We start from the raw sequence: 19246 nt of genomic DNA, 5'->3' as shown, positions 1-19246 counted from the left end.
TGGATGCGTGAGGTCCCGCCAAACGCGTACGGAGAGTGACGGAGGTTTTTGCCTCTCAGCGAGCACGGTCGGCCGTAGATCCGGCTGTAGTCGCCGCAGTTCAGGTCTCCTGGCGCGAGGCAGACGAAATGCGACTGCTGCGCCACGAGCGCAGAGCTACGGTGCTGCGATGCAGGAGTACGAGGCTCGGCGGGCAACGCAGGTAGCCATGTCGAGTGCCTCATTGTTTGGCCTGACCGCCCATGACGCCACGGTCCTACACAACTCGAACAAGCTCACCCCGCGTCTGCAGCCCTGCGACGTGCTGGCCCGGGTGGCGCCGATGGCGAGCCAGTGCGCCCAGTTTGAAGTAGATGTCGCTCAGCGGTTGGCCGAGTTCGGAAGTCCGGTGGCCGCGCTGCAAGCGCCCGAGGTGTTTGTCTGGGGCGACTACGTGGTCACCCTGTGGGCCTACTACGAACCGGTCACTTCTCAAGCGATCCCCAACGCCGACTACGCTGGCGCGCTCGAATGTCTGCACGCTGGAACGCGCAGGGTCGACCTGCCCTCCCCGCACTTCACGGACCGGGTTGCTGAGGCCCGGACGCTCGTGGCCGACCACGCCCGAACGCCGGAACTGGCTGACGCGGAGCGGGTCTTCCTCGCCGGCACGTTGGACCGCATGCGCCGAGCGGTCAGCGAGAGCGGCCGGCCCGAACAGCTCCTGCACGGCGACTGCTGGGGCTTGTGCCTGTGCCCTAATCCCGTGTACCGGCTGAGGCGCGACAGCATGGTCAGCTACGAACAGCGCCTGGCCGAGATCCGTCACCGCCCATAAAAACCCCGCCGTTCGAGAGCAGAGCGACGACGACGCGCCCGCGCAACAAGAAGAGATTTTGTTCAGCTAGGCGATCGATAGTTGGAACCGAGGGCTGCCGGGTCAGTGGAGGCGTACCCGTCGGGCGAGTTCCGCCCGGAGGTGGTCGATGCCGGCGCCGGTGCGGGCGGAGACCGCGACGGCGTCCGGGTGGACCCGGCAGAGCGCGTCCACCCACTCCGGCGGCGCCACGTCGATCTTGTTGAGGACCAGGAGCTCGGGAACGTCGCGCGCGCCGATCTCGTGCAGCACGCCGTGCACGGTGGTGATCTGGTCCAGCGCGTCGGGGGCGGAGGCGTCGACGACGTGCAGTGCGAGGTCGCTGCGGGTGACCTCCTCCAGCGTCGAGCGGAACGCGTCGACGAGTTGGTGGGGCAGGTGTCGGACGAAGCCCACCGTATCCGTGACGGTGTAAGTCAAATCGCCGGTGCTGATCCGACGGACGGTCGGGTCCAGGGTCGCGAACAGCACGTCCTGGACCTGGGCGTCGGCACCGGTCAGCCGGTTGAGCAGCGCCGATTTGCCGGCGTTGGTGTAGCCGGTGATCGACACCGAGGGCACCTGGTTACGGGCGCGGCGGGTGCGCGTGCGCTCGCGCCGTCGTGCGAGTTCGGAGGCGTTGCGGCGTAGTCGGGTGGCGCGCTGGCGCAGGGTGCGGCGCTGGGTTTCCAGCCGCATCTCACCGGGACCCCGGACACCCATGCCGGCGCCGCCGGCCGTCCGGCCGCCGCCGACGCGGGACATCGTGCGACCCCCGCCGCGCAGACGGGGCAACTGGTAGGCGATCTGCGCCAGTTCCACCTGTACGCGACCCTCGCTGGTCCGGGCGTGCTCGGCGAAGATGTCGAGGATCAGGGCGGTGCGATCGACCACCCGTACGCCGACGCGTTCCTCCAGGTTGCGTACCTGACCGGGGGTCAGTTCACCGTCGGCGATCACCAGGTCGGCGTGTGCGCTTTCGGCCAGCGCGGCCAGTTCGTCGACCTTGCCGGAGCCGACGTAGGTCGCCGGGTCGGGGTTTGGCCGGCTCTGCACCACCTCGTCGGCGACGGTCAGGCCGTCGGTGGCGGCAAGCCGGCGCAGCTCGGTCAGCGAGGTCTGCGAGCCGGGACCGCTGTCGGCTGCGCCGTCGTCACGTACCGCCACCAGAACCGCCGTCGGGCGCTCGCCCTGGCCACCGGTGTCCGGCCCCAGCAACCACGATCCGGCCATGGTCCCACCTCACCTCGTCTCGGGTGCGTGTCACCTACCCCCGCCGGAAGCGACCATGCCGGCCACCCGCTCCCAGCCCGGCTGGTCGGCTGCCCCGCGAACGCCGCGTCGGCCCTTGGTGGCACCGGCACCAGTCCCCCGCGCACGCGGCGTACGCCTCCGGCAGCGAGATGGTCTCAAGACCGGGCCCGACAACGGGCCGGCAGACAGCACCGCCGCCGCCCTGCGCGCTCAGAGAGCGGCGCCGTCTTCGGCAGAGCCTGAGACCGTCATGACTGCCGGTGTTGGAGTGCGCCTCCGCCGTGGCATGAGGTTTCGGGAGTGCACGACGTCCGGGTGGGTAGGACTACCGGACGACGCGTGCGTACGCGGCCCAGAGGGGAAGGAGAGCACATGGCTACCGGAGAAACCGGCTTCGACGACGTGACGTTCGACCTCATCTCCGTGCAGTACCACTCGCTCAAAGCGGGGCACGACTACGGGCAATACGTCCGCGACGCCAAGAACGCCGGCCAAGACGAGATCGCGTCGTTCTTCGAGCAGGTCATGGCGGAGGACTCGGCGCGTGCCCGCAAGTGCCACGAGTTCCTGGCCCGCCTCGGCGGCACGGACAACACCAGCCCGCAGAACGGCTGAACCACCGGCGTCTCCGCAGGCTCAGATAGCGCCGAGACTGCGGAGACGCCATTCACGCGGACCGAGTCGGACAGTACGCTGATTGATCCCCAGCTCACGCCCTGGGCGACGGTTGTGCTCGTTGGGCTGCGGCACGCCTACAGACGTGGCCCTAGGCGAACCGAGACGCCGGCCGGCGCCAGCCATCCCGGAAGCAGCAACGCCTGACCACTTCGACCCCTACTGGGAGGTCACGCCGCACCGCTCGACCGCATCACCGCAGGTCAGGTCCTCGCCCCTGTCCGGCGTCGGTGAGCACTTCGGTCGCGGTGACCTCTTCGCCAACCCGCACCCAATCTGCTCCCAGTTGCAAGGCCAGGCCAGCCAACGGCTCCTTACCGCCTTGACCTGCGCACACTCCCCACCAGGCGACACACATCGTCGCCTACTGCATCGCAGAATTGCGGAGGACTCCGCGGTGAAACAGGACGCCGCACCGCCCCTTGACCTGCGGCGACGTGGAGCCGCAGGTAGGGATGGGTGCAGTTGAGCACCGTTCGACACCGTTGGGTGCAGTTCAAGGCCGTTCAAGGCACCCTGTTGCTCCCAGGCCGCTCTCCCTATCCTTCCAGGCCGCTCTCCCTATCCGGGCCCGGCACCGCCCCCTTGTAAGTCACAGGCAGCACCAGCAATACAGATCCTCGCCCGCGTCTCGCGCGCGCTGAGCAAGGGCGGCGACCTTCTCGATGACGGGCAGCATCTCGTCGTCCGACAAAGGACCGCTCCACGCCAGATCCTCGATCCGCCCCCATTGCGCCGACAACTCCAGCACCTGTGTGTTGCTGATAGAGGCGAGGGTGTCCCGCGCGGTCCGGTGGAGCGACATCAGCCATGGCCCGTCCTGCTCGTCCTCGCTCCACAACAACTCAAGGCCGACCAGGCTCACATCCCAGTCGACCTGTCGAACGAGGCTGACAAGCTTGCCGAGGGTCACGGTCGGCTCGATGCCCTTCAGATCAACCGCATCCACAGCTATGCCGCCGCGGCTGACAGCGAACGGCCCGCCCTCGAAATCCTTCATCAACCTGACAGCCGCAGCGTCGTCCTTGGCCCGGAAGTAGTCGTACAGCACACCCATAGCACGCACTCCACCACACGGATACGACAGTGGTTTCCCCCACCGGGGGCACGTCAGGTTGCAGGTCCGGCGCCTCGGTTGGTGGCCGTGCGCTTCGACATTTCGACCGGCGAGTTCCCGACCGGCGCGCGCCCACTCAAACCGCTGGCTGGTACAGCTTCCAGCAGTACCGGGACCAGATTCTGCGCGGCAACTGACACTTGCAAGTCCGGCTCGCGTTGCGCCGGTCAAAAGCTCACGTCACAACGGCGGTAAGCGCCTCGTGGGTGCCCGAATCGTGGCATGTGTGGGCCCGCGGACAGCCGCCAAGGGCCTGATCATCTTCGGAGTCCAGTCCCGGCTACGAGGGTTTGGGGTAGGTGATCAGCTCCAGCAGGGAACCGTCCGGATCCCGGAAATAGACACTCACGCCACGCCCACCTCCACCGCTGCGGATAACCGGCCCTGCCTCTAGTTCGGTGCGATGGTGTTGAAGATGAGCGACCGTGTCCTCGGTGGTGCCCGGCCAAACGAAGCATAGGTCGCTGCCGCCTGGCGTGACGGGCGGCCGTGCCACCAGCTTTCCGACATCCAGGCCCGGCCCGTGGACGTTGAGCTGTTGGTCGCCGAACCGGTAGGCCACGTGACCGTCGGGATGGTCGGCCACTTCGGCACCCAGGACGTCTCGATAAAAGGCAGTAGAGCGTTCCCAGTTGCTGACCGCGATTACGCAGTGGTCGAGCCTGATCTTCGCGTTAGCCATGCCCGGACCTTACGGTGAGAGCGGATGAACGGACGCCAGCATTCCGCAACTCGGCATGTGCGGACCCCGCCCTACTGCCTCTGCGGGGCACCGACTCTGACGCCTTCGGTGCCGCCGAAGAGGTGGCCGGTCAGCGCCGGTGCAGCGAAGCTCGTCCCGTCCACTCCGGTGAGCCAGATCTCGCCGTTGCCATGCGCAACATCGGGAGCGTCGTAGAGCCGAATGTCGGCCCGAATCACGCGCGGAGGCTCGACCGCTGCCTCGCAGAACTGGCAGTGGTGGTACCCACGCATGAGCCGTACCGGTTTGGCGCCGAGCCTCACCAAGCGATCTCGAACGTCTCGCGGGCAGGCTCCTGCAGTAAAGGGCATGTTCGAGTCCAGCCAACCAATGGCAATGGCGTCCGGGGCGCCCGGGTATTAGTCATAGGGCGCCAGGTCCGGGATGTACGTCACGCGTCGATCATCGCAGTCAGGCGCGGGCCGTGCGAACAACAAAACGACGGTGCGGGCCGCCTCTGGGCGGCCCGCACCGCTATCGATCGCCGGGGGCGTCACGCCCGTCTGCCGGAATGCTGGTGGGTGGGAGTTTCCGGCCTACAGGTCGGCCTTCGTCACGCGGGAGGATTCGTACGTCGTGGAGGCCTGGGGGAGGCCCGGCACGGTGGAGACGTCCTTGACCAGCATGCCGGTCGTGGCGTCGATGGTCAGCACCTCGCCAGCCTCGCCGCCGAACGCCTCGGGGCCGGCGGTGATCGTCAGCGTGGCCTTGCCGTGGGTGGTCGAGTTCTTGACGCTTACCGCGGAGATGGTGGACAGCAGACGCAGCACACCGGCCCGGACCTGCGTGTTGCCGTCGCCAGCGGACAGCGCTTGGGTGCTGTACGTCCACAGGGCGTTGTCGAAGTGCCGCTGAACGGCCTGAGGGCTGTACGGCTTCGGCTCGGCGTTGCCGCCCTTCTGCTTGATAATCACCTGGGCGGCCGCCTGCTGCTTGTCCCACACCGCCTTCTGCGCTGCGGGGTCGAGGCCCACCAGCGGATCCTTGGCTGCCTTGAGCATCTGGGTACGGCCGTCGGCCGGGCTGCTGTCCGCCGCGGCGACGGCTGCCTTGAGGAGCGGAGCGTAGCCGCCGTCCGTCATCTGGTCCTGGTGACGGGCGATCGCACGCTTGATGTCCTTCACGCTGTTGCCCGTATAGATCGCGTGATCGTCGGTGTACAGCGTGTAGACGACCTGCATGGTCTTGGTGCCGTGGACCTGCGTCGCCTTCACCAGCCACGCGTCGCCCGCCGACGGGGTGACCGTCTTGATGGAGCCGGCCAGGGTCATCAGCGGCGCGCGCTCGGCGGACCCGTCGACGGTGGTCGAGCCCGAGGTGGCGGCTGACGAATCCTTGCCGGCCTCGATGCCCCCGGTCCCCGGCGAGTTGAGCACCACAGCGACGACTGCCGCCGCGGCGGCAACCCCCACCCCGGCGCCGATGCCCAATCGGCCCGCGATACCTATCCGGCGGCGGCGCTGAATCGCCGGGCTGGATTCGTGGTCCCGCATGGTTGTCGTCGTTTCCATGGTTGAAGTCGTCTCCATAGTCGTGTCCTCCGCTGATATCGCGCCCAGCAGCCGCACGGTTCCGGGGTCGGCCATAGCCGCCCGCAGCACCGCCCGCGCCCGCTGATACGCCTCCGGGCGTAGTGGTTCTGCGCTGCCCAACGCACCGACCAGATCGAGCTCGTCGGTCATCGGTGTCTCTCCTTCGTGCTGTTGGGGTCCTTCAGAAGCGCGGACACTCCCGGGGCGTCACGCACTGCCGTCCTGGCCTGGCTCAGCAGCCGCCGCGCGGTGCCCGCCGGTATGCCGAGTGCCCGCGCGGCGTCGGCTGCGGTCAGGTCCTCCCAGGCGACCAACCTCAGGACCTCCCGCTCTTCGGGTTTGAGCCGCGTCAGGGCCGACCGGAGCACCGCCCGGGCGTCCATGCCGAGGTCCACCGCCGACCACGGATCCCATCCAGTAGCCACGTCCGGTACGTCCGCGACCAGGTCCTCGGCCGGCCGGGACCGCCAGTAGCGCCGCAAGCGATTCAATGCCACCCCGTACAGCCACGGCCGCGCATCGTTGTACGACCGGTCGTACGATCGCCGCGACTCGAACGCCGCAACCCAAACCTCGCCCAGGAGGTCCTCAGCCGCATCCCGCCCCGCCCGGCGAACGAGGTACGAACCGACGGCGGCCTCATGACGCTCGACCACCTCCACGAAGGCGTCGACATCGCCATCCAGCGACCGGCCTATCAAATCCGCATCCGAAGCCATGGCCCTCCTCGGCAAAGTCCGCGCTTCACCCTGACATTGCCGATCAGGCGGGGAAGTGTTCAGGCGCCGAGGTCCGACGGCAAGCGGTCGCCCAGTAGCGACCTCTCATTCGGTCAGCACCTGCCACCCGTGGTCAAAGCGTTGGCCTGCAGCGCCTGGTCGTTGAGCTTGTACCGAACCAACGGCTTGCGGGCGTCGTCGGCCAGCTTCTTCGAGTCGCCGACCTTGACCGGTGCGGAAGGTGCGCCCGGTGGCGGGCATCTTGTCGACGAGCCGAAGGCGGTAGAGCATGTCGGCCGAGCGCCGTGTGGAGCGGCGCTGCCGGAACAGCATCTCGCGCTAGCCGGAGGTGACGAACACCCGTGACGCGTCCTGCTTACGGCGCCATTAAGCCGGCATGGATCGCAGCATCAGGAACGTTGCGATCTCGGCGTCGGACAGGCGCAGGAGACGTGGTGGCTGTTGAGCGCCCCGTCTTTGACGTAGCCGTTCATTTGGGATCGGAGCTGACTGGCGTTGGTGTTGTCCGCTGAGCTGGGGCCCGGGCGCGCGCCGAACGCCGGTCAGAGCAGTGTCAGCTCGAAGCACCCCCACCCGTCGCCGGCCTGCGCGACGAGCTTCCACGTTCCGGCGGCCGGCAACGGGATGCCGCTGGGGTACATCGCCTGCCCGGCGTCGTTGGTCGCCAGCGAGCCGGCGCTGTAGGTCTCGGTGCGGCCGCCGGAGGTCGCGGTCACGGTGAGCCCAGCGTTGAGCTGGGGGCGGGCCGGCAGCCAGAACAGCTTGCCCAGGTTGGGGCCGAGGTCAGGATGCCATTGCCGGCGGTACTCCACAAAGTCCCCGGCGATGAAGTCGCCCGAGCGCACCAGCGTGGCGTCGCCGGGCACCGCGACGCACTCGCGCCGGGCGCTGCCGGGCAGGCTCTGCTGGAAGGCCGGCACCGGCGGCGACGCGGCCGGCGCCGACGGCACCGGCGCCGACCCTGCCGGCGAGGCCGGGCTGGCGGCGGGCGGGGCTGGTGCAGTACACCCGCAGAGCACCAGTGCCACGACGAACAGCGGGATTGCTCGCACGGCGTTGCCTCTCTCCTCAGGCGGCTAGGGTCCAGATCGAGACCCGGCCGCTCCAACAGGCCATGAGCGTCGTGGTCATGATGCATTGCGTCGGCGGGGAGGCGGCGGGGCGAATTGCCGGGTTATCGTGTCCAGCGAGGATTGATCTGGTGAATGCTGACCCGTCGTACCCCGGCGGGCCGTCCGGATCCGGGCGCGCGTCTGGCTTAATCAGCATCGGGAGCGATGCGGCCGCCGTCGAGCAGGACCAGCACTCCGCCGTCCACGAGGCGCTCGCCGCCGAACATCCGTGCGGCCTGGACGGCGTGCTTCGTCATCGTCATCACCCAGTCTCACCCTGCGCGGCCACAGCCGCCACCGACGCCTCCTCGTCCTCCGGCGACAGCCGGTCGTGGCCCGACCATCGCACCGCGACCGGGTGGCCGGCCTCCCTCGCCAGGGTGATCCCCCGCTCCCTCCGGCGGGTCAGCGGTGGGCACCCAGGCGCAGCACAAAGGCCACCTCCCGAACCCGGGAGGTGGCCTTCGACCTGCGAGAACTCAGAGTGGGGGATGCTGGTTGCGGCTCTCGCGGTTCGTCAGGAGCCGGGTTCGAGCGTCCATTGGCTGGTCCACCAGCCGGCGGGCGCGGCGCCGTACTGGACGCTGCCGGTCATGTTCTCGGTATGAGCGTAGGTGCCCTTCCAACGGTTCTTCAGGCGTAGGTGACCGTCGACGGACTCCTGGCTCCACTGCGCCGACCAGTAGGTGCCGGGCACCGTCCCGGTCTGCACGGTGCCGGTCTGGTTCTCCACGTGGAGGTAGTTGCCGGTGGCGCGGTTCTTGAGCCGGACGTAGCCGTCGACGTTCTCGACGGCCCACTGAGCGGACTGGTCGGTGCCGGAAGCGGCGACGTACTTGGCGGTTCCGCTGCCGTCGTCCTTGACGTGCTGGCCGGTCTGCCGGTTCTTCAGCCGCTGATAGGACACCGGGTTACCGCCGTCCTTCTTGTAGACGCGCAGGTAGTCGACGCTCCAGGTCTTGGGCCAGACGTCGTTGTGCCGACCGGAGCCGGCGTCGGTGTAGATGCCCATGATGAGCCCCATTGGCATGTTGGGGGCGTCGTTGATCGTCCGGTAGAGCTGGCCGTCGTAGTAGAACTTGATGTCGGTGGGCGTCCACTCCATGCCGTACGTGTGGAACTCGGTGGTCGGCGACCCGCTGGGAACGGGGGCGATCGACGCGTACGAGTTGGAGAGGAAGTTCGGGTCGCCCCAGCCGTGGGCGGCGATCCGCCAGTTGTTCGGCTCGTTGAAGAACGTCTCGACCATGTCGACCTCGGGGTTGCGCGAGGCGCTGGAGGTGTCCCCGGTGCCGACCAGCCAGAGCGCCTGGTGGCCGCCTCCGCCGACGTTCGACTTCTTGGCGCGCATCTCCACGTAGCCGTACTGGAACGTGTAGCCGTTGAAGTCGGGCTCGTGGTGGTTCAACGGCATCGAGGCGTTGAACTTGTGCCAGTAGTCCTTGTTGTAGGTCTGGAACGAGGAGATCTTGACCGTGCCGTCGTACTGCGGATTCCACGCCGGGGTGTCGGCGTCGAGCCGCTGGGTGAGCACCCCGTCGGCGATGGTGTAGCGCGCCTTGGCACCCAGCTCGCGGTTGGCCGGTGAGGTCCAGTGCGGCAGGTAGTAGGGCAGCCAGCGATTCGTGTTGAGGGTGTTGACGTCGAACTCTTCGGCGAAGTCGATGGTGTAGCCCGGCTTGGCGAGCGGGCTGGGAGGGGTGTCGCCGGCCTGGGCCGGCCGCGCGGTGACGACGCCGGCGAGGGTGACACCGAGGATCATCGAACCGGCGGCGGCTAGAACTCTTCGAAAGCGATGCGCCATGAGACACTCCCGGGGAAACGAAAGAAAAGTTCTTTCGGAATATGCCGGTGAGCCCTACCGGTGTCAAGAGCCATCGGTGAAGAGCTCTGCGCGGACCGCGTCCCGGGCGGTCTCGACCGCGCCGATGGCCACCGCGTCGTCTCCCAGCGCGGAGATCGCCAGAACTGGCAACTCGTACAGAATCTCGGCGAGGTGGCGTCGTACCGGCTTCATCACCGTCTCACCCGCGCGCGCGATGCCGCCGCCCACCACGACCAACTGCGGGTCCATGGCGAGAACCATGGCGCCCACTCCTTCGGCGAGTGCCCGCGCGTAGTCGTCGACGGCCTCGACAGCGCGCTTGTCCCCCCGCCTGGCCTGCGCGAATACCCACTCGCGGGAGTTCATGCCGGGAGCGACCCCCGCGTCGGAGAGCAGCTTGCGGGGTGCCACCTCCCAGCCCAGGCCCGGGTGCCGGCCGATCTCGCCGGCAGCCCCCCGGCCGCCGCCGAATGGCCTGCCGTCCACCAGCACGCCGACGCCGAGGCGGTGCCCGGCATGCACGTACAGGACGTGGTCGACCCCCTGCGCGGCACCGACCCGGTGCTCGGCCAGGACCGCGAGGTTGGCGTCCTTGACGGCGCTCACCGGGCAGTCCAGACGGGCGGTGAGCTCCTTGGCCAACGCCGTGCCGGTCCAGTCCGGAATGGCCACGCTCAGCCGCACGACACCGTCGGCGATGATGCCCGGGGAGCCGACACAGGCCGCCCACAACCGCGGAGCGTCGGCCGGCATCGTCCGTCGCAGCAGGTTGACAGCGGCGTCGATGCGCTCGGCCGGGTCCAGGTCCGGGTGGATGGCGGCCCGAGCGGCCGCCACCTGCGCGCCGGCGAGGTCGGCGATCCGCACCGACACCGCGTGCGCCCCGATGTCGAGGCCGGCCACGATGCCCGCGTCCGCGGCGAAGCGGTACCGCTGGGCGGGTCGCCCTCCGGTCGGGGCGTTGTCGAAGCCGTCCAGTACCAGGAGTCGAGACTCCACCAGCGAGGTCAGGATGCCCTGCACGGTGGGGCGGGACAGCCCGGTCTCGCGGGCGACACCGCTGATGGTCAGCGACGGCCCCTCGTAGAGAAGCCGCAGCACACGACGCATGTTCAGGTGCCGTAAGGTGCTCTGGCCCCCGCCTGGAAGAGCATCACCTACGGTCATTCGCTGCCCCTTGACGTGCGTTCGTAGACGGCTCACTATAGCGAACGCAAGTTTCCTTCGAAACTACTCCTGCCCAGGGAGACCCCCATGAAGTCCATGCCATCGGTGAAGAGTGCGCTCAGCGCGGCCGCCGTGCTTCTCGCGCTCGGAGCGTGCGCACCCGGCAGCTCATCCAGCGATGAACCGGCCGCCGACGCGAACGCGGCCGTCCAGACCGGCGTTCCGTCCGGACAGGTGGAACTCAACCTGATCGCCACCCCCGAGTCGGGTGCCGCCATGAAGGACATCATCCCGGCATTCCAGGCCAAGCACCCCAACGTCAAGATCAACTACGTCGACACCACGTACGATGACTACAACAAGTCGCTCAACCTCGCGCTGTCCAGCGACACCTCGCCCGACATCGTGCTGCTCAACGCGGTGGGCACCACGGTCAAGGACCAGCTGATCCTCAACCTTCAGCCCTATGCCAAGGCGTACGGCTGGGAGTCGGCGTACCCGGCCGGACAGCTCAACCAGTGGCGGATCGCCAAGGACGGCACCACCCTCGGTTCGGGCGACCTGTACGCGGCACCCGCGTCCTTCTCCCAGGTCGGGCTCTACTACAACAAGGCCAAGTTGAAGAAGCTCGGCATCGCCGCGGCTCCGGCCTCACTGGAGGACCTCGAGGCCGCTCTGGCCAAGGCCAAGGCCGGCGGTGAGACCCCGCTGCAACTCGGCAACAAGGAGGGTCACGCCTCCTTCCCGATCCAGCTCATCGGTCAGTCCACAGACGGCCCGGCCGCGTACGCCAAGTGGGTCTTCGGAGAGGGCGGGTCCACCTTCGACACCGCCGGGAACGCCAAGGGCGCCCAGAGCATCACCGACTGGGGTACGAAGGGCTACTACTCCAAGGACGCCAACGGCATCGACCTCCAAGGTGCGGTGGACAAGTTCACCAAGGGCGACGGCGTCTTCTTCGTGGACGGTTCCTGGGACTCGAAGAAGATCGGCGACGCGCTGCGCGGCGACGCGGGCTTCGTGCCCTTTCCCGGCCCCAAGGCCACCGCCATCGGCACGTCGGTCGCGTACGGGATCTCGCGGAAGTCGAAGAACGCGCAGGCCGCCGCCGCCTTCCTGGACTTCCTGCGCGGCCCGGAGGCCGCCAAGGCCTCGTTCGCGCAGGGCTTCCTGCCCTCCGACACCTCGACGGTGACCGCCGAGCCCGGCACCATCTCCGCCGACCTGATCGCCGCGTGGAACAAGGTCAACGCCGATGACGGGCTCATCGGGTTCAACAACAACGCCACCGCGACCATGAACGACACGCTGGTCGCCGAGACTCAGAAGCTGATCGCGGGCAAGGTCGACGCCGCCACGTTCATCCGAGCCGTCCAGTCCGACTGGGCCAAGACGCATGGCTGACAGCCTCGCGAATCCCGCGACCGTCCGGGACCGTACCGTCGTCGCATCCGCGACGCCGGTGCGGGCCCGGCGCTCGCGGGCACGATACGTACCGCTGCTCTACACCGCACCGGCGCTGCTCTTCTACGCGGCCTTCGTGATCGCGCCATGGCTACACAGCCTGTGGATCTCATTCTGGGACTGGAACGGGATCGGCGTCGCCACCTGGGCCGGGCTCGACAACTACCGGGAGATCCTCGCCGACCCAGCGCTGCGGCTCTCCCTGGTCCACGCCTTCGGGCTGATCCTCTTCTACTCGGTCATCCCGATCTGTTTCGGCCTGGTGCTGGCGTCGCTGGTCGCGAACGTGCCCTGGAAGGGCATGCCGTTCGTCCGTACCGTGATATTCCTGCCGCAGATCCTTCCACTGGTAGCGGTCGGCAGCGTGTGGAAGCTGTTCTTCGACGATGACGGACCGTTCAACGCGCTGCTGCGCGCGGTCGGCCTGTCCGACGTCACCCGGGCCTGGCTGGGTGACTTCACCTGGGCCTACCCGGCGGTCGGAGTCGTCGGGACCTGGGTCTCGACCGGGCTCTGTTTCCTGCTGCTGTACTCCGGAATCGGCAAGATCGATCCGGCCCTGTACGAAGCCGCCCGGCTCGACGGCGCCGGCGCGATTCACGAGTTCTGGCACGTCACCGTGCCGGGTCTGCGCCGGGAGATGTCGGTGGCGGCGACCGTCACCGTGATCGCCGCCCTGGCCAGCTTCGACGTCGTCTACGTGATGACCGGCGGCGGCCCCGGCGAGTCGACCATGGTGCCCGGTGTGGCCATCTACCGGCTGACCTTCACCGCAGGGCAGGTCGGCACCGCCTGTGCGCTCGCCGTCGTCCTGTCCCTGTTGACCTGCGCGGTCATGTTCGCCCTGAACCGCCTCACCCGGGAGAAGCCATGATCCGGTCGCTGACCCGGTTGTCACTGCTGGCTGCTACAGCCTCGGTGCTCGTTCCCTTCTACGCGATCCTCGCCGCGTCGCTGCAACCACAGGACAATCTCAGCCCGGGCCTCGCGTGGCCGTCGGATCCGCAGTGGCACAACTACGTCGACGCCTGGTCGACCGGCGGGTTCGCGGACCTCATGCGGTCCAGTCTGATCATTGCGCTCGGTGTCGTACCCCTCGCATTGGTGCTCGCGACGCTCGCCGGATACGGGCTGGCGATGATGCGGCTCGCCGTCCGGGGGCCGATCTTCGCGTTGCTCATGCTGGGTCTGGCCCTGCCGTACGAGTCGATCGTCATCCCGCTCTACTACGACCTCAAGTCGATCGGTCTCCTCAACACCTACTGGGCGGTCATCCTGCCGCTCATCGGGGCGTTCATGCCGTTCGGGGTGTTCTGGATGCGCAGTCACTTCGAGTCGCTGCCCCCGGAGCTCATCGAGGCCGCCGAGATGGACGGCGCGTCCGGCAGGCAGATCCTGCGCCGGGTCCTGCTGCCCACCGCCCGGCCGGCGCTCACCACTCTCGGCCTTCTCTACTTCATGTGGGCGTGGAACCAGTTCCTGCTCGCGCTGATCCTCATCCAGGACCCGGCGATGCGCACGGCGCCGTCCGGGCTCGGCAAGTTCATCCAGGCCTACGGCCGCAACATCCCGCTGCTCAGCGCCGGAACGATCATCGTCATCGTGCCCGTGGTCATCCTCTACCTCTTCTTCCAGCGCCACTTCGTCAAAGGCATCCTTTCCGGCGCCATCAAATAGGAGACACCTGATGTCCATCACTCTGGCAATCGTCGGTGCCGGAGCGCGAGGCGCTGCCTACGCGCGGCTCGCCGTCGCCACCTCCAAAGCCACCATCGCAGCTGTCGCCGATCCCGACCCCGCCCGCCGCAGCACACTGGCCGATGAATTCGACGTACCCGCGGAGCGCCGGTTCGCCTCGTGGGAAGACCTCGCCGCACAGCCCCGGCTCGCCGACGCAGTGATCGTCGCGACCCCCGATCGCGCGCACGTCGAGCCGGTGGTGGCCTTCGCCGAACGCGGCTACGCGATCCTGCTGGAGAAGCCGATGGCGCCGCTGCCCGAGCAGGCGGAACGCATCGTCACCGCAGCCGTCGACAACGACGTCCTCCTCGCCGTCTGTCACGTACTCCGGTACACGCCCTACTCCCAGACGCTCAAGCGACTCGTCGACTCCGGGCGGATCGGTGCAATCGTCAGCATCGACCACCTGGAACCGGTCGGCTGGTGGCACCACGCCCACAGCTACGTGCGCGGCAACTGGGCGGTGGAGGCCGAGTCGTCCTCGATGCTGCTGGCCAAGTCGTGCCACGACATCGACTGGCTCGGCCATCTCATCGGCCGACCCGTCCGCCGGGTCTCCTCCTTCGGCGGCCTCGCCCACTTCCGGCCGGAGAACCGCCCGGCCGGAGCGGCCGGGCGCTGCGTCGACTGCCCGGTCGAACGGTCGTGTGCCTACTCCGCGATCCGGATCTACGAGCGTTTCCTCGGCGACCCCGTCCACGAGGCATGGCCGTTGGGCGTCCTCACCGACGATGTCAGCGCCGACGGCGTCCGCAAGGCCCTGGAGGGCGGCCCGTACGGCGCCTGCGTCTACACAGGACGCAACGACGTCGTCGATCACCAGGTGGTCAACCTCGAATATGAGGGAGGCGTCACCGTCGCCTTCACGATGACGGCGTTCACCGCGCTCGACTTCCGCAAGACCCGGATCTTCGGCACGCTCGGCAGCATCGAGGGCGACGGCCGTAGCCTGCACGTCCACGAGTTCCTCACCGACACCGTCGAGACCATCGACCTGGATCCCGACGGCGACGCCTCGGCCGCCGACGGGCACGGTGGCGCCGACGCGGCACTCATCGAGGCGTTCATCGCGGCGGTCGCCACCGGGGACCGCTCACTGGTCACCTCCGGGCCCGAGGAGAGCATCTCCTCGCACCGGGTCGTGTGGGCGGCGGAGCGGTCCCGCGCCACCGGCAGCGTCATCGAGCTCAGCCCCGCCACGCCGAGGTAGGCGAACGGGCGCACTGCCAACCTGGTGGGCGATGCGGGAATCGAACCAGCGAACCACGCTACGGACTCGCGTCAGGCCCATGGGATCGGGCCTGACGCGAGGTCGCACCGTGGAACCGCGTACCTCAATAGCGTCGGCGGTGGGCAGGCGCGCCACGGCCATGCGGCAGATCCGGTTGTTAGGTCGCGTGGGATTTCGCGCCACCCAATGGACCTGTGCAACGAAGTACCTGAACTGCTTTCGCCCAAGGACATCGCGCAGGGCACAACCCGGCTACTCGCTGACCGCGGCTATGAGCAGGTCGCCTATGAGGACGAGATCCTGGCCAGGATGCCCACACCGGTGGAGGCGAAAATGCTCGACCTGTCGGCCGGCACACCCGTGCTGCTGTACATCCGCACCGGCTTCTCCGCCGACCGAGCCGTGCGCTGTGGTACCCGGAGGACGACCCAGCCGACGCGCTCTACGCGGCGAAAATGATGATCCCGCTCCAACGCTCCGGAGCGAATCTGGGCGGCGAAATGCTCAACTGGGCCGGCGGTCGGGCCCACGAGGCCGGGCTGACCCGATTGCGCCTCGACGCCTGGACGACGAACACCCGGCTGCACGCCTACTACCAGGGACAAGGCTTCCGACACGTCCGCACCGTCGAAACCAGGGTCTCCGGCGCCTGCTTCGAACGCCCCGCGCAGCCGTACACAGACGGACGACTCAAGACCGAATCGGCCTGACGTACTCGCGCCGACAGAGGCCCCGACACACCAACGCAGGCGGACAGCGGTACCACGGCCGCCATCGACCGCAGTACGGGTCGGGTGACGATGAACGCCTTCCCCCAGACCGCGCAGCCCAACCTATTCAGCGACGATGAAGGACCCAGAACATGGCGTCGATCGTCCGCGTCGGCGTCCTCATTGGGCAGCCCTACCTACCTGTCCCCGGACGTGCCACACGACGGGTCAATGACTGACAGCTGCTGATCATGACCATCGCCGCTGCTCCCCATCTGCTAGACGGACTGTTCCCTGACCTGCGGCGACCTGGTCGGCGCGCTGGTCACGGTTGCTCCTGGGCTCACGTCGTTGATGGCTGGTTGCCGACGTTTCACAGTGCCTTGTGCCCCGTGTGTGCCCCGGCTGCCGCCGGTGGATTCACGGCCGGTCTAGCATCCCGACGTGGACTTGGACCCTGATGAAAGCCACTTGAGTACCGAGGACCTGGAGTCCGTCCGGGCCGCCAGCTCGGCGCTCCATCAGCAAGGGTGGCGCAAGGAATTCACGATCGAGGAGATGATCGGCAAATGGGCGTGGCTCGTCGCCCAGGTTGAGCGGGGCTACTCCGACCTCGTTTATGAGTACACAAATGATCTCTACTGCAGAGACTGGCTAGCTAAGGTGTGGCCCCAGGTGACTCACCCCGTTCGGTCATGCTGGCACTCGATGCTGCAACCGCTGGACGAGCGTTTCCGAGCCGCCACGATTGAGGATAACGGCCTCGCAGTAGGCCGCTACCACCAGATCACTCCCGGAATGGGCTGGTGGTGGCATCGGCGGCCCAAGAAGCTCGTCGGCGATCTGGCCGACGCTCTGGGCAAGGCTGAAGAGACTCCTTGACCCCGAGGCAGCCAACACGAATCGTTGACCTGCTGTTCCACCGGCGCTGAGCGGCCGGATGAATCCTCCGGTGTCCATGCTCGTCCGTCGGCGCCAACAGTCCACGGACGTCCGCGGTCGTCCGTGACTGCATGCCTTGGTTGTCACTCATTTCGTCACTCACCACCGGGTGGGTGTTCGCGTCACAGGCGTGCATGGTCAGCCGTCGCCCTCATCACCCTCGTCGTCCCCGTAGACGTCCAGCCATAGACCACCCGGCAACTTTCCGCCACCGGCTCCAAAATGTCGAGCAAGCTCCCCAACTGCTCGGCAAGCTCGACGTCGCTCTCGGGCCTCTCCGCACTGCTGAGCAACCAGCCGCACTCCTCATGCCGAGTCGCACTTCGGGAGCCGACCGGTGTGCCCGCCTCGAACACGTCGCTCGGTTGGATGCCCAGGAGTTGCGTCACATGCGCAGCGGTACGCTCCCCGCCACCACGAAGGCGGAACGTCGCCATGGTCCTCATGCATCTCAGTGTGCTCGGTCGTGGCCCGGCAACCGTGCCCCAACGTCGTCGGCCGACGCCGACCCCTTGACCCCCAGGCAACCAACACGGGTCGCTGACCTGCCGTTCCACCGGTCTTGATCTGCTGAAACCGTCCATGAAGGTCCCTGCTTGTCCGCTGGCGTCCGTCCCGATCGTCACCCGGCTAGTCACGATCACCGCGCCTTTCAGCGGCAGATCAGTGAACGTGATCTTGGTGCTTCGCAAGGCAAAGGATTCGGTGGTCAACCGAAACCGAATCCTGGTTAGCCACGCCAGGTGGACGGGGTCGTCTATCAGATACTGGTTGCATGCCCCCTCTGTCTTGCCTTGGCCGGAGTACGGGTGAAATGGTGAATCGGCCCCGGACCCTCAGTCATTCCTGCGGTGTGGTTGGGAGAACCCATGTCCCGTCTGATCGGACGGCTAGTTTGCGCGCTGCTCATTGCGTTTCCGCTGCTGACGGCGGCGCCGGCGTGGGCATCCGGGCCGAGGAGGCCGACAGCGGTCAACATCCACCCGGCGGGATGGATGTCGAGTTCTGCGTCGGACATCAACAGCCACGGTGAAGTGATCGTCACCGCGACGAACACGGTCAACGGAGAGATCCAACCGCCGCTCGGATTCCTCTGGCAGGCCGGGAAACACACGGTGCTGCGTCCGCTCCCCGGCGGCAACGGCAGCCTTCCGCAGGACGTCAACGAGCGCGGCGAGGTCGTCGGATTCTGTCAGTCCGCGGTCCACGCGGCACGCCCGTGCCTGTGGCGGCAGGGCCGGCCGCGGGACTTGGGCACGCTCGACGAACGAGGTACGGGCACCGCGTTGGCGGTGAACGACAAGGGCGAAGTCGTCGGTGACAATCAGACGTTCATCCGTGGTGGCCTGACCCGCGCCTTCCTTTGGCGGCGCGGCGTCCTGACCGATCTGGGAGGCGTCGGCGACCGCAGCGCCACCGGCATCAACAACCACAGCCAGGTGATCGGCGTGCACTACTCGTCCAACGGACAACGGGCCTTCCTGTGGCAGCGGGGCACTCTGACCGACCTGGGAACCCTCGGCGGAAACGAGACGGTGCCAGCCGACATCAACGAACGCGGGCAGATCGTTGGGACGAGCACCACGGCGGACGGCGTCCAGCACGCATTCCTCTGGCAGCGTGGCCGGATGATCGACCTTGGCACGCCGTCCGGCATCAGCGGGGCACTCGCGATCAACGACCATGGTCAGGTCGTCGGGTGGAGCAACTCGGCGGATGGGGCGGCCCGGGTCTTCCATTGGTATCAGGGTGTCCGCACCGAGTTTCCCGGGTATGGCGCCCGCATCAACGAACGAGGCTGGATCGCTGGCACCACCGCAGGCGACCCACGACGAGCCTTCCTGTTGCGCAACCGCCGGATGGTCACCGGCGATCCGGCGGCCGCCGTGATGGCACTCAACAATCGGGGAATGCTGGCCGGGTGGACGAACACACCGGGCGGCAACCACGCGACCGTGTGGAAGTGATGACGGGGGCGACCGACAGGCGCCAGCACGCGCTGTTCTGCTGCAAGGGTGCCTGAACGGCGGTCAGCCGCCCTGGGGCGAGCGCGTACCCGCCGACGTCTCGGCGAGCGCATTCCTCACACCCTCGCAGCGCGCACTGCCGGCGGCTAGTGTGCGCGCATCTTCGCCCGACGGGGAACGGTTTTCGGTCTGC

The 19246-nt window shown here is 67.7% G+C and carries 20 protein-coding genes; 10 read left to right on the top strand and 10 right to left on the bottom strand.

Going from position 1 to position 19246, the window contains the following annotated elements; all coding sequences use genetic code 11:
* The first annotated feature begins 169 nt into the window (after positions 1–169).
* Positions 170–817 carry a hypothetical protein gene (locus CLT68_RS15335; RefSeq protein WP_199177055.1) on the top strand — a complete coding sequence of 216 codons (648 nt, stop codon included), beginning with the start codon at positions 170–172 and terminating at the stop codon, positions 815–817.
* 102 nt (positions 818–919) lie between these two features.
* On the opposite strand, the gene hflX is transcribed toward CLT68_RS15335, so the two are convergent.
* A complete protein-coding gene (gene hflX / locus CLT68_RS15330; protein ID WP_099851667.1) occupies positions 920–2068 on the bottom strand; it encodes a GTPase HflX in 1149 nt (382 codons plus the stop codon).
* 393 nt (positions 2069–2461) lie between these two features.
* On the opposite strand from hflX, the gene CLT68_RS15325 reads away from it, so the two are divergent.
* On the top strand, positions 2462–2704 hold the full coding sequence (locus CLT68_RS15325; protein ID WP_099851665.1) for an acyl carrier protein: 243 nt from the start codon (positions 2462–2464) through the stop codon (positions 2702–2704).
* Between the two features lie 652 nt (positions 2705–3356).
* Here the strand turns inward: CLT68_RS15325 and CLT68_RS15320 are convergent.
* The 8 genes from CLT68_RS15320 to CLT68_RS15285 form a co-directional block, all read right to left on the bottom strand.
* Positions 3357–3821: a hypothetical protein gene (locus CLT68_RS15320; protein ID WP_099851663.1), complete on the bottom strand. Its 465-nt coding sequence runs from the start codon at positions 3819–3821 to the stop codon at positions 3357–3359.
* Between the two features lie 340 nt (positions 3822–4161).
* Positions 4162–4563, bottom strand: a complete 402-nt coding sequence (locus tag CLT68_RS15315; protein ID WP_099851661.1) for a VOC family protein — start codon at positions 4561–4563, stop codon at positions 4162–4164.
* 71 nt (positions 4564–4634) lie between these two features.
* A complete protein-coding gene (locus CLT68_RS33785; RefSeq protein ID WP_486482435.1) occupies positions 4635–4961 on the bottom strand; it encodes a DUF7919 family protein in 327 nt (108 codons plus the stop codon).
* A 198-nt stretch (positions 4962–5159) separates the two neighbouring features.
* A complete protein-coding gene (locus CLT68_RS15305; RefSeq protein ID WP_143743191.1) occupies positions 5160–6305 on the bottom strand; it encodes a hypothetical protein in 1146 nt (381 codons plus the stop codon).
* Positions 6302–6874: a sigma-70 family RNA polymerase sigma factor gene (locus tag CLT68_RS15300; RefSeq protein WP_099851656.1), complete on the bottom strand. Its 573-nt coding sequence runs from the start codon at positions 6872–6874 to the stop codon at positions 6302–6304. Before CLT68_RS15300 ends, CLT68_RS15305 begins: the two co-directional genes overlap by 4 nt.
* Before the next feature lie 563 nt (positions 6875–7437).
* The gene (locus tag CLT68_RS32590) at positions 7438–7845 is read right to left on the bottom strand and encodes a hypothetical protein (protein ID WP_199177054.1); all 408 of its coding nucleotides are present in this window, start codon (positions 7843–7845) and stop codon (positions 7438–7440) included.
* A gap of 679 nt (positions 7846–8524) precedes the next feature.
* Positions 8525–9769, bottom strand: coding sequence for a glycoside hydrolase family 16 protein (locus tag CLT68_RS15290; protein WP_158240888.1), 1245 nt, complete (start codon positions 9767–9769; stop codon positions 8525–8527).
* A 105-nt stretch (positions 9770–9874) separates the two neighbouring features.
* Positions 9875–10942, bottom strand: coding sequence for an ROK family transcriptional regulator (locus CLT68_RS15285; RefSeq protein ID WP_158240887.1), 1068 nt, complete (start codon positions 10940–10942; stop codon positions 9875–9877).
* A gap of 144 nt (positions 10943–11086) precedes the next feature.
* On the opposite strand from CLT68_RS15285, the gene CLT68_RS15280 reads away from it, so the two are divergent.
* The 7 genes from CLT68_RS15280 (at position 11087) to CLT68_RS15250 (ending at position 17026) form a co-directional block, all read left to right on the top strand.
* A complete protein-coding gene (locus tag CLT68_RS15280) occupies positions 11087–12403 on the top strand; it encodes an ABC transporter substrate-binding protein (protein ID WP_099851651.1) in 1317 nt (438 codons plus the stop codon).
* Positions 12396–13337, top strand: a complete 942-nt coding sequence (locus tag CLT68_RS15275; protein WP_099851650.1) for a carbohydrate ABC transporter permease — start codon at positions 12396–12398, stop codon at positions 13335–13337. Before CLT68_RS15280 ends, CLT68_RS15275 begins: the two co-directional genes overlap by 8 nt.
* A complete protein-coding gene (locus CLT68_RS15270; RefSeq protein WP_099851648.1) occupies positions 13334–14140 on the top strand; it encodes a carbohydrate ABC transporter permease in 807 nt (268 codons plus the stop codon). Before CLT68_RS15275 ends, CLT68_RS15270 begins: the two co-directional genes overlap by 4 nt.
* 10 nt (positions 14141–14150) lie before the next feature.
* A complete protein-coding gene (locus CLT68_RS15265; RefSeq protein WP_099851647.1) occupies positions 14151–15413 on the top strand; it encodes a Gfo/Idh/MocA family protein in 1263 nt (420 codons plus the stop codon).
* A gap of 207 nt (positions 15414–15620) precedes the next feature.
* Positions 15621–15893: a UTRA domain-containing protein gene (locus tag CLT68_RS15260; RefSeq protein WP_099851645.1), complete on the top strand. Its 273-nt coding sequence runs from the start codon at positions 15621–15623 to the stop codon at positions 15891–15893.
* Entirely contained in the window at positions 15890–16144 is a 255-nt protein-coding gene (locus CLT68_RS15255; RefSeq protein WP_486482180.1) for an N-acetyltransferase, read from the top strand. The genes CLT68_RS15260 and CLT68_RS15255 overlap by 4 nt, the downstream gene beginning before the upstream one ends.
* A 444-nt stretch (positions 16145–16588) precedes the next feature.
* On the top strand, positions 16589–17026 hold the full coding sequence (locus tag CLT68_RS15250; protein ID WP_199177053.1) for a hypothetical protein: 438 nt from the start codon (positions 16589–16591) through the stop codon (positions 17024–17026).
* Between the two features lie 182 nt (positions 17027–17208).
* Here CLT68_RS15250 and CLT68_RS32835 read toward each other — a convergent pair whose 3' ends face one another.
* Entirely contained in the window at positions 17209–17523 is a 315-nt protein-coding gene (locus CLT68_RS32835) for a DUF4279 domain-containing protein (RefSeq protein ID WP_486482434.1), read from the bottom strand.
* A 432-nt stretch (positions 17524–17955) separates the two neighbouring features.
* Between CLT68_RS32835 and CLT68_RS15240 the strand changes: the two genes are divergently transcribed.
* Positions 17956–19053, top strand: a complete 1098-nt coding sequence (locus tag CLT68_RS15240; RefSeq protein ID WP_099851643.1) for a hypothetical protein — start codon at positions 17956–17958, stop codon at positions 19051–19053.
* Positions 19054–19246 lie beyond the last annotated feature (193 nt).

It is taken from the genome of Micromonospora sp. CNZ299 (genome assembly GCF_002754415.1).
Note: the sequence above shows the minus strand (reverse complement) of the source record. Positions and strands in the feature narration are given on the sequence as shown.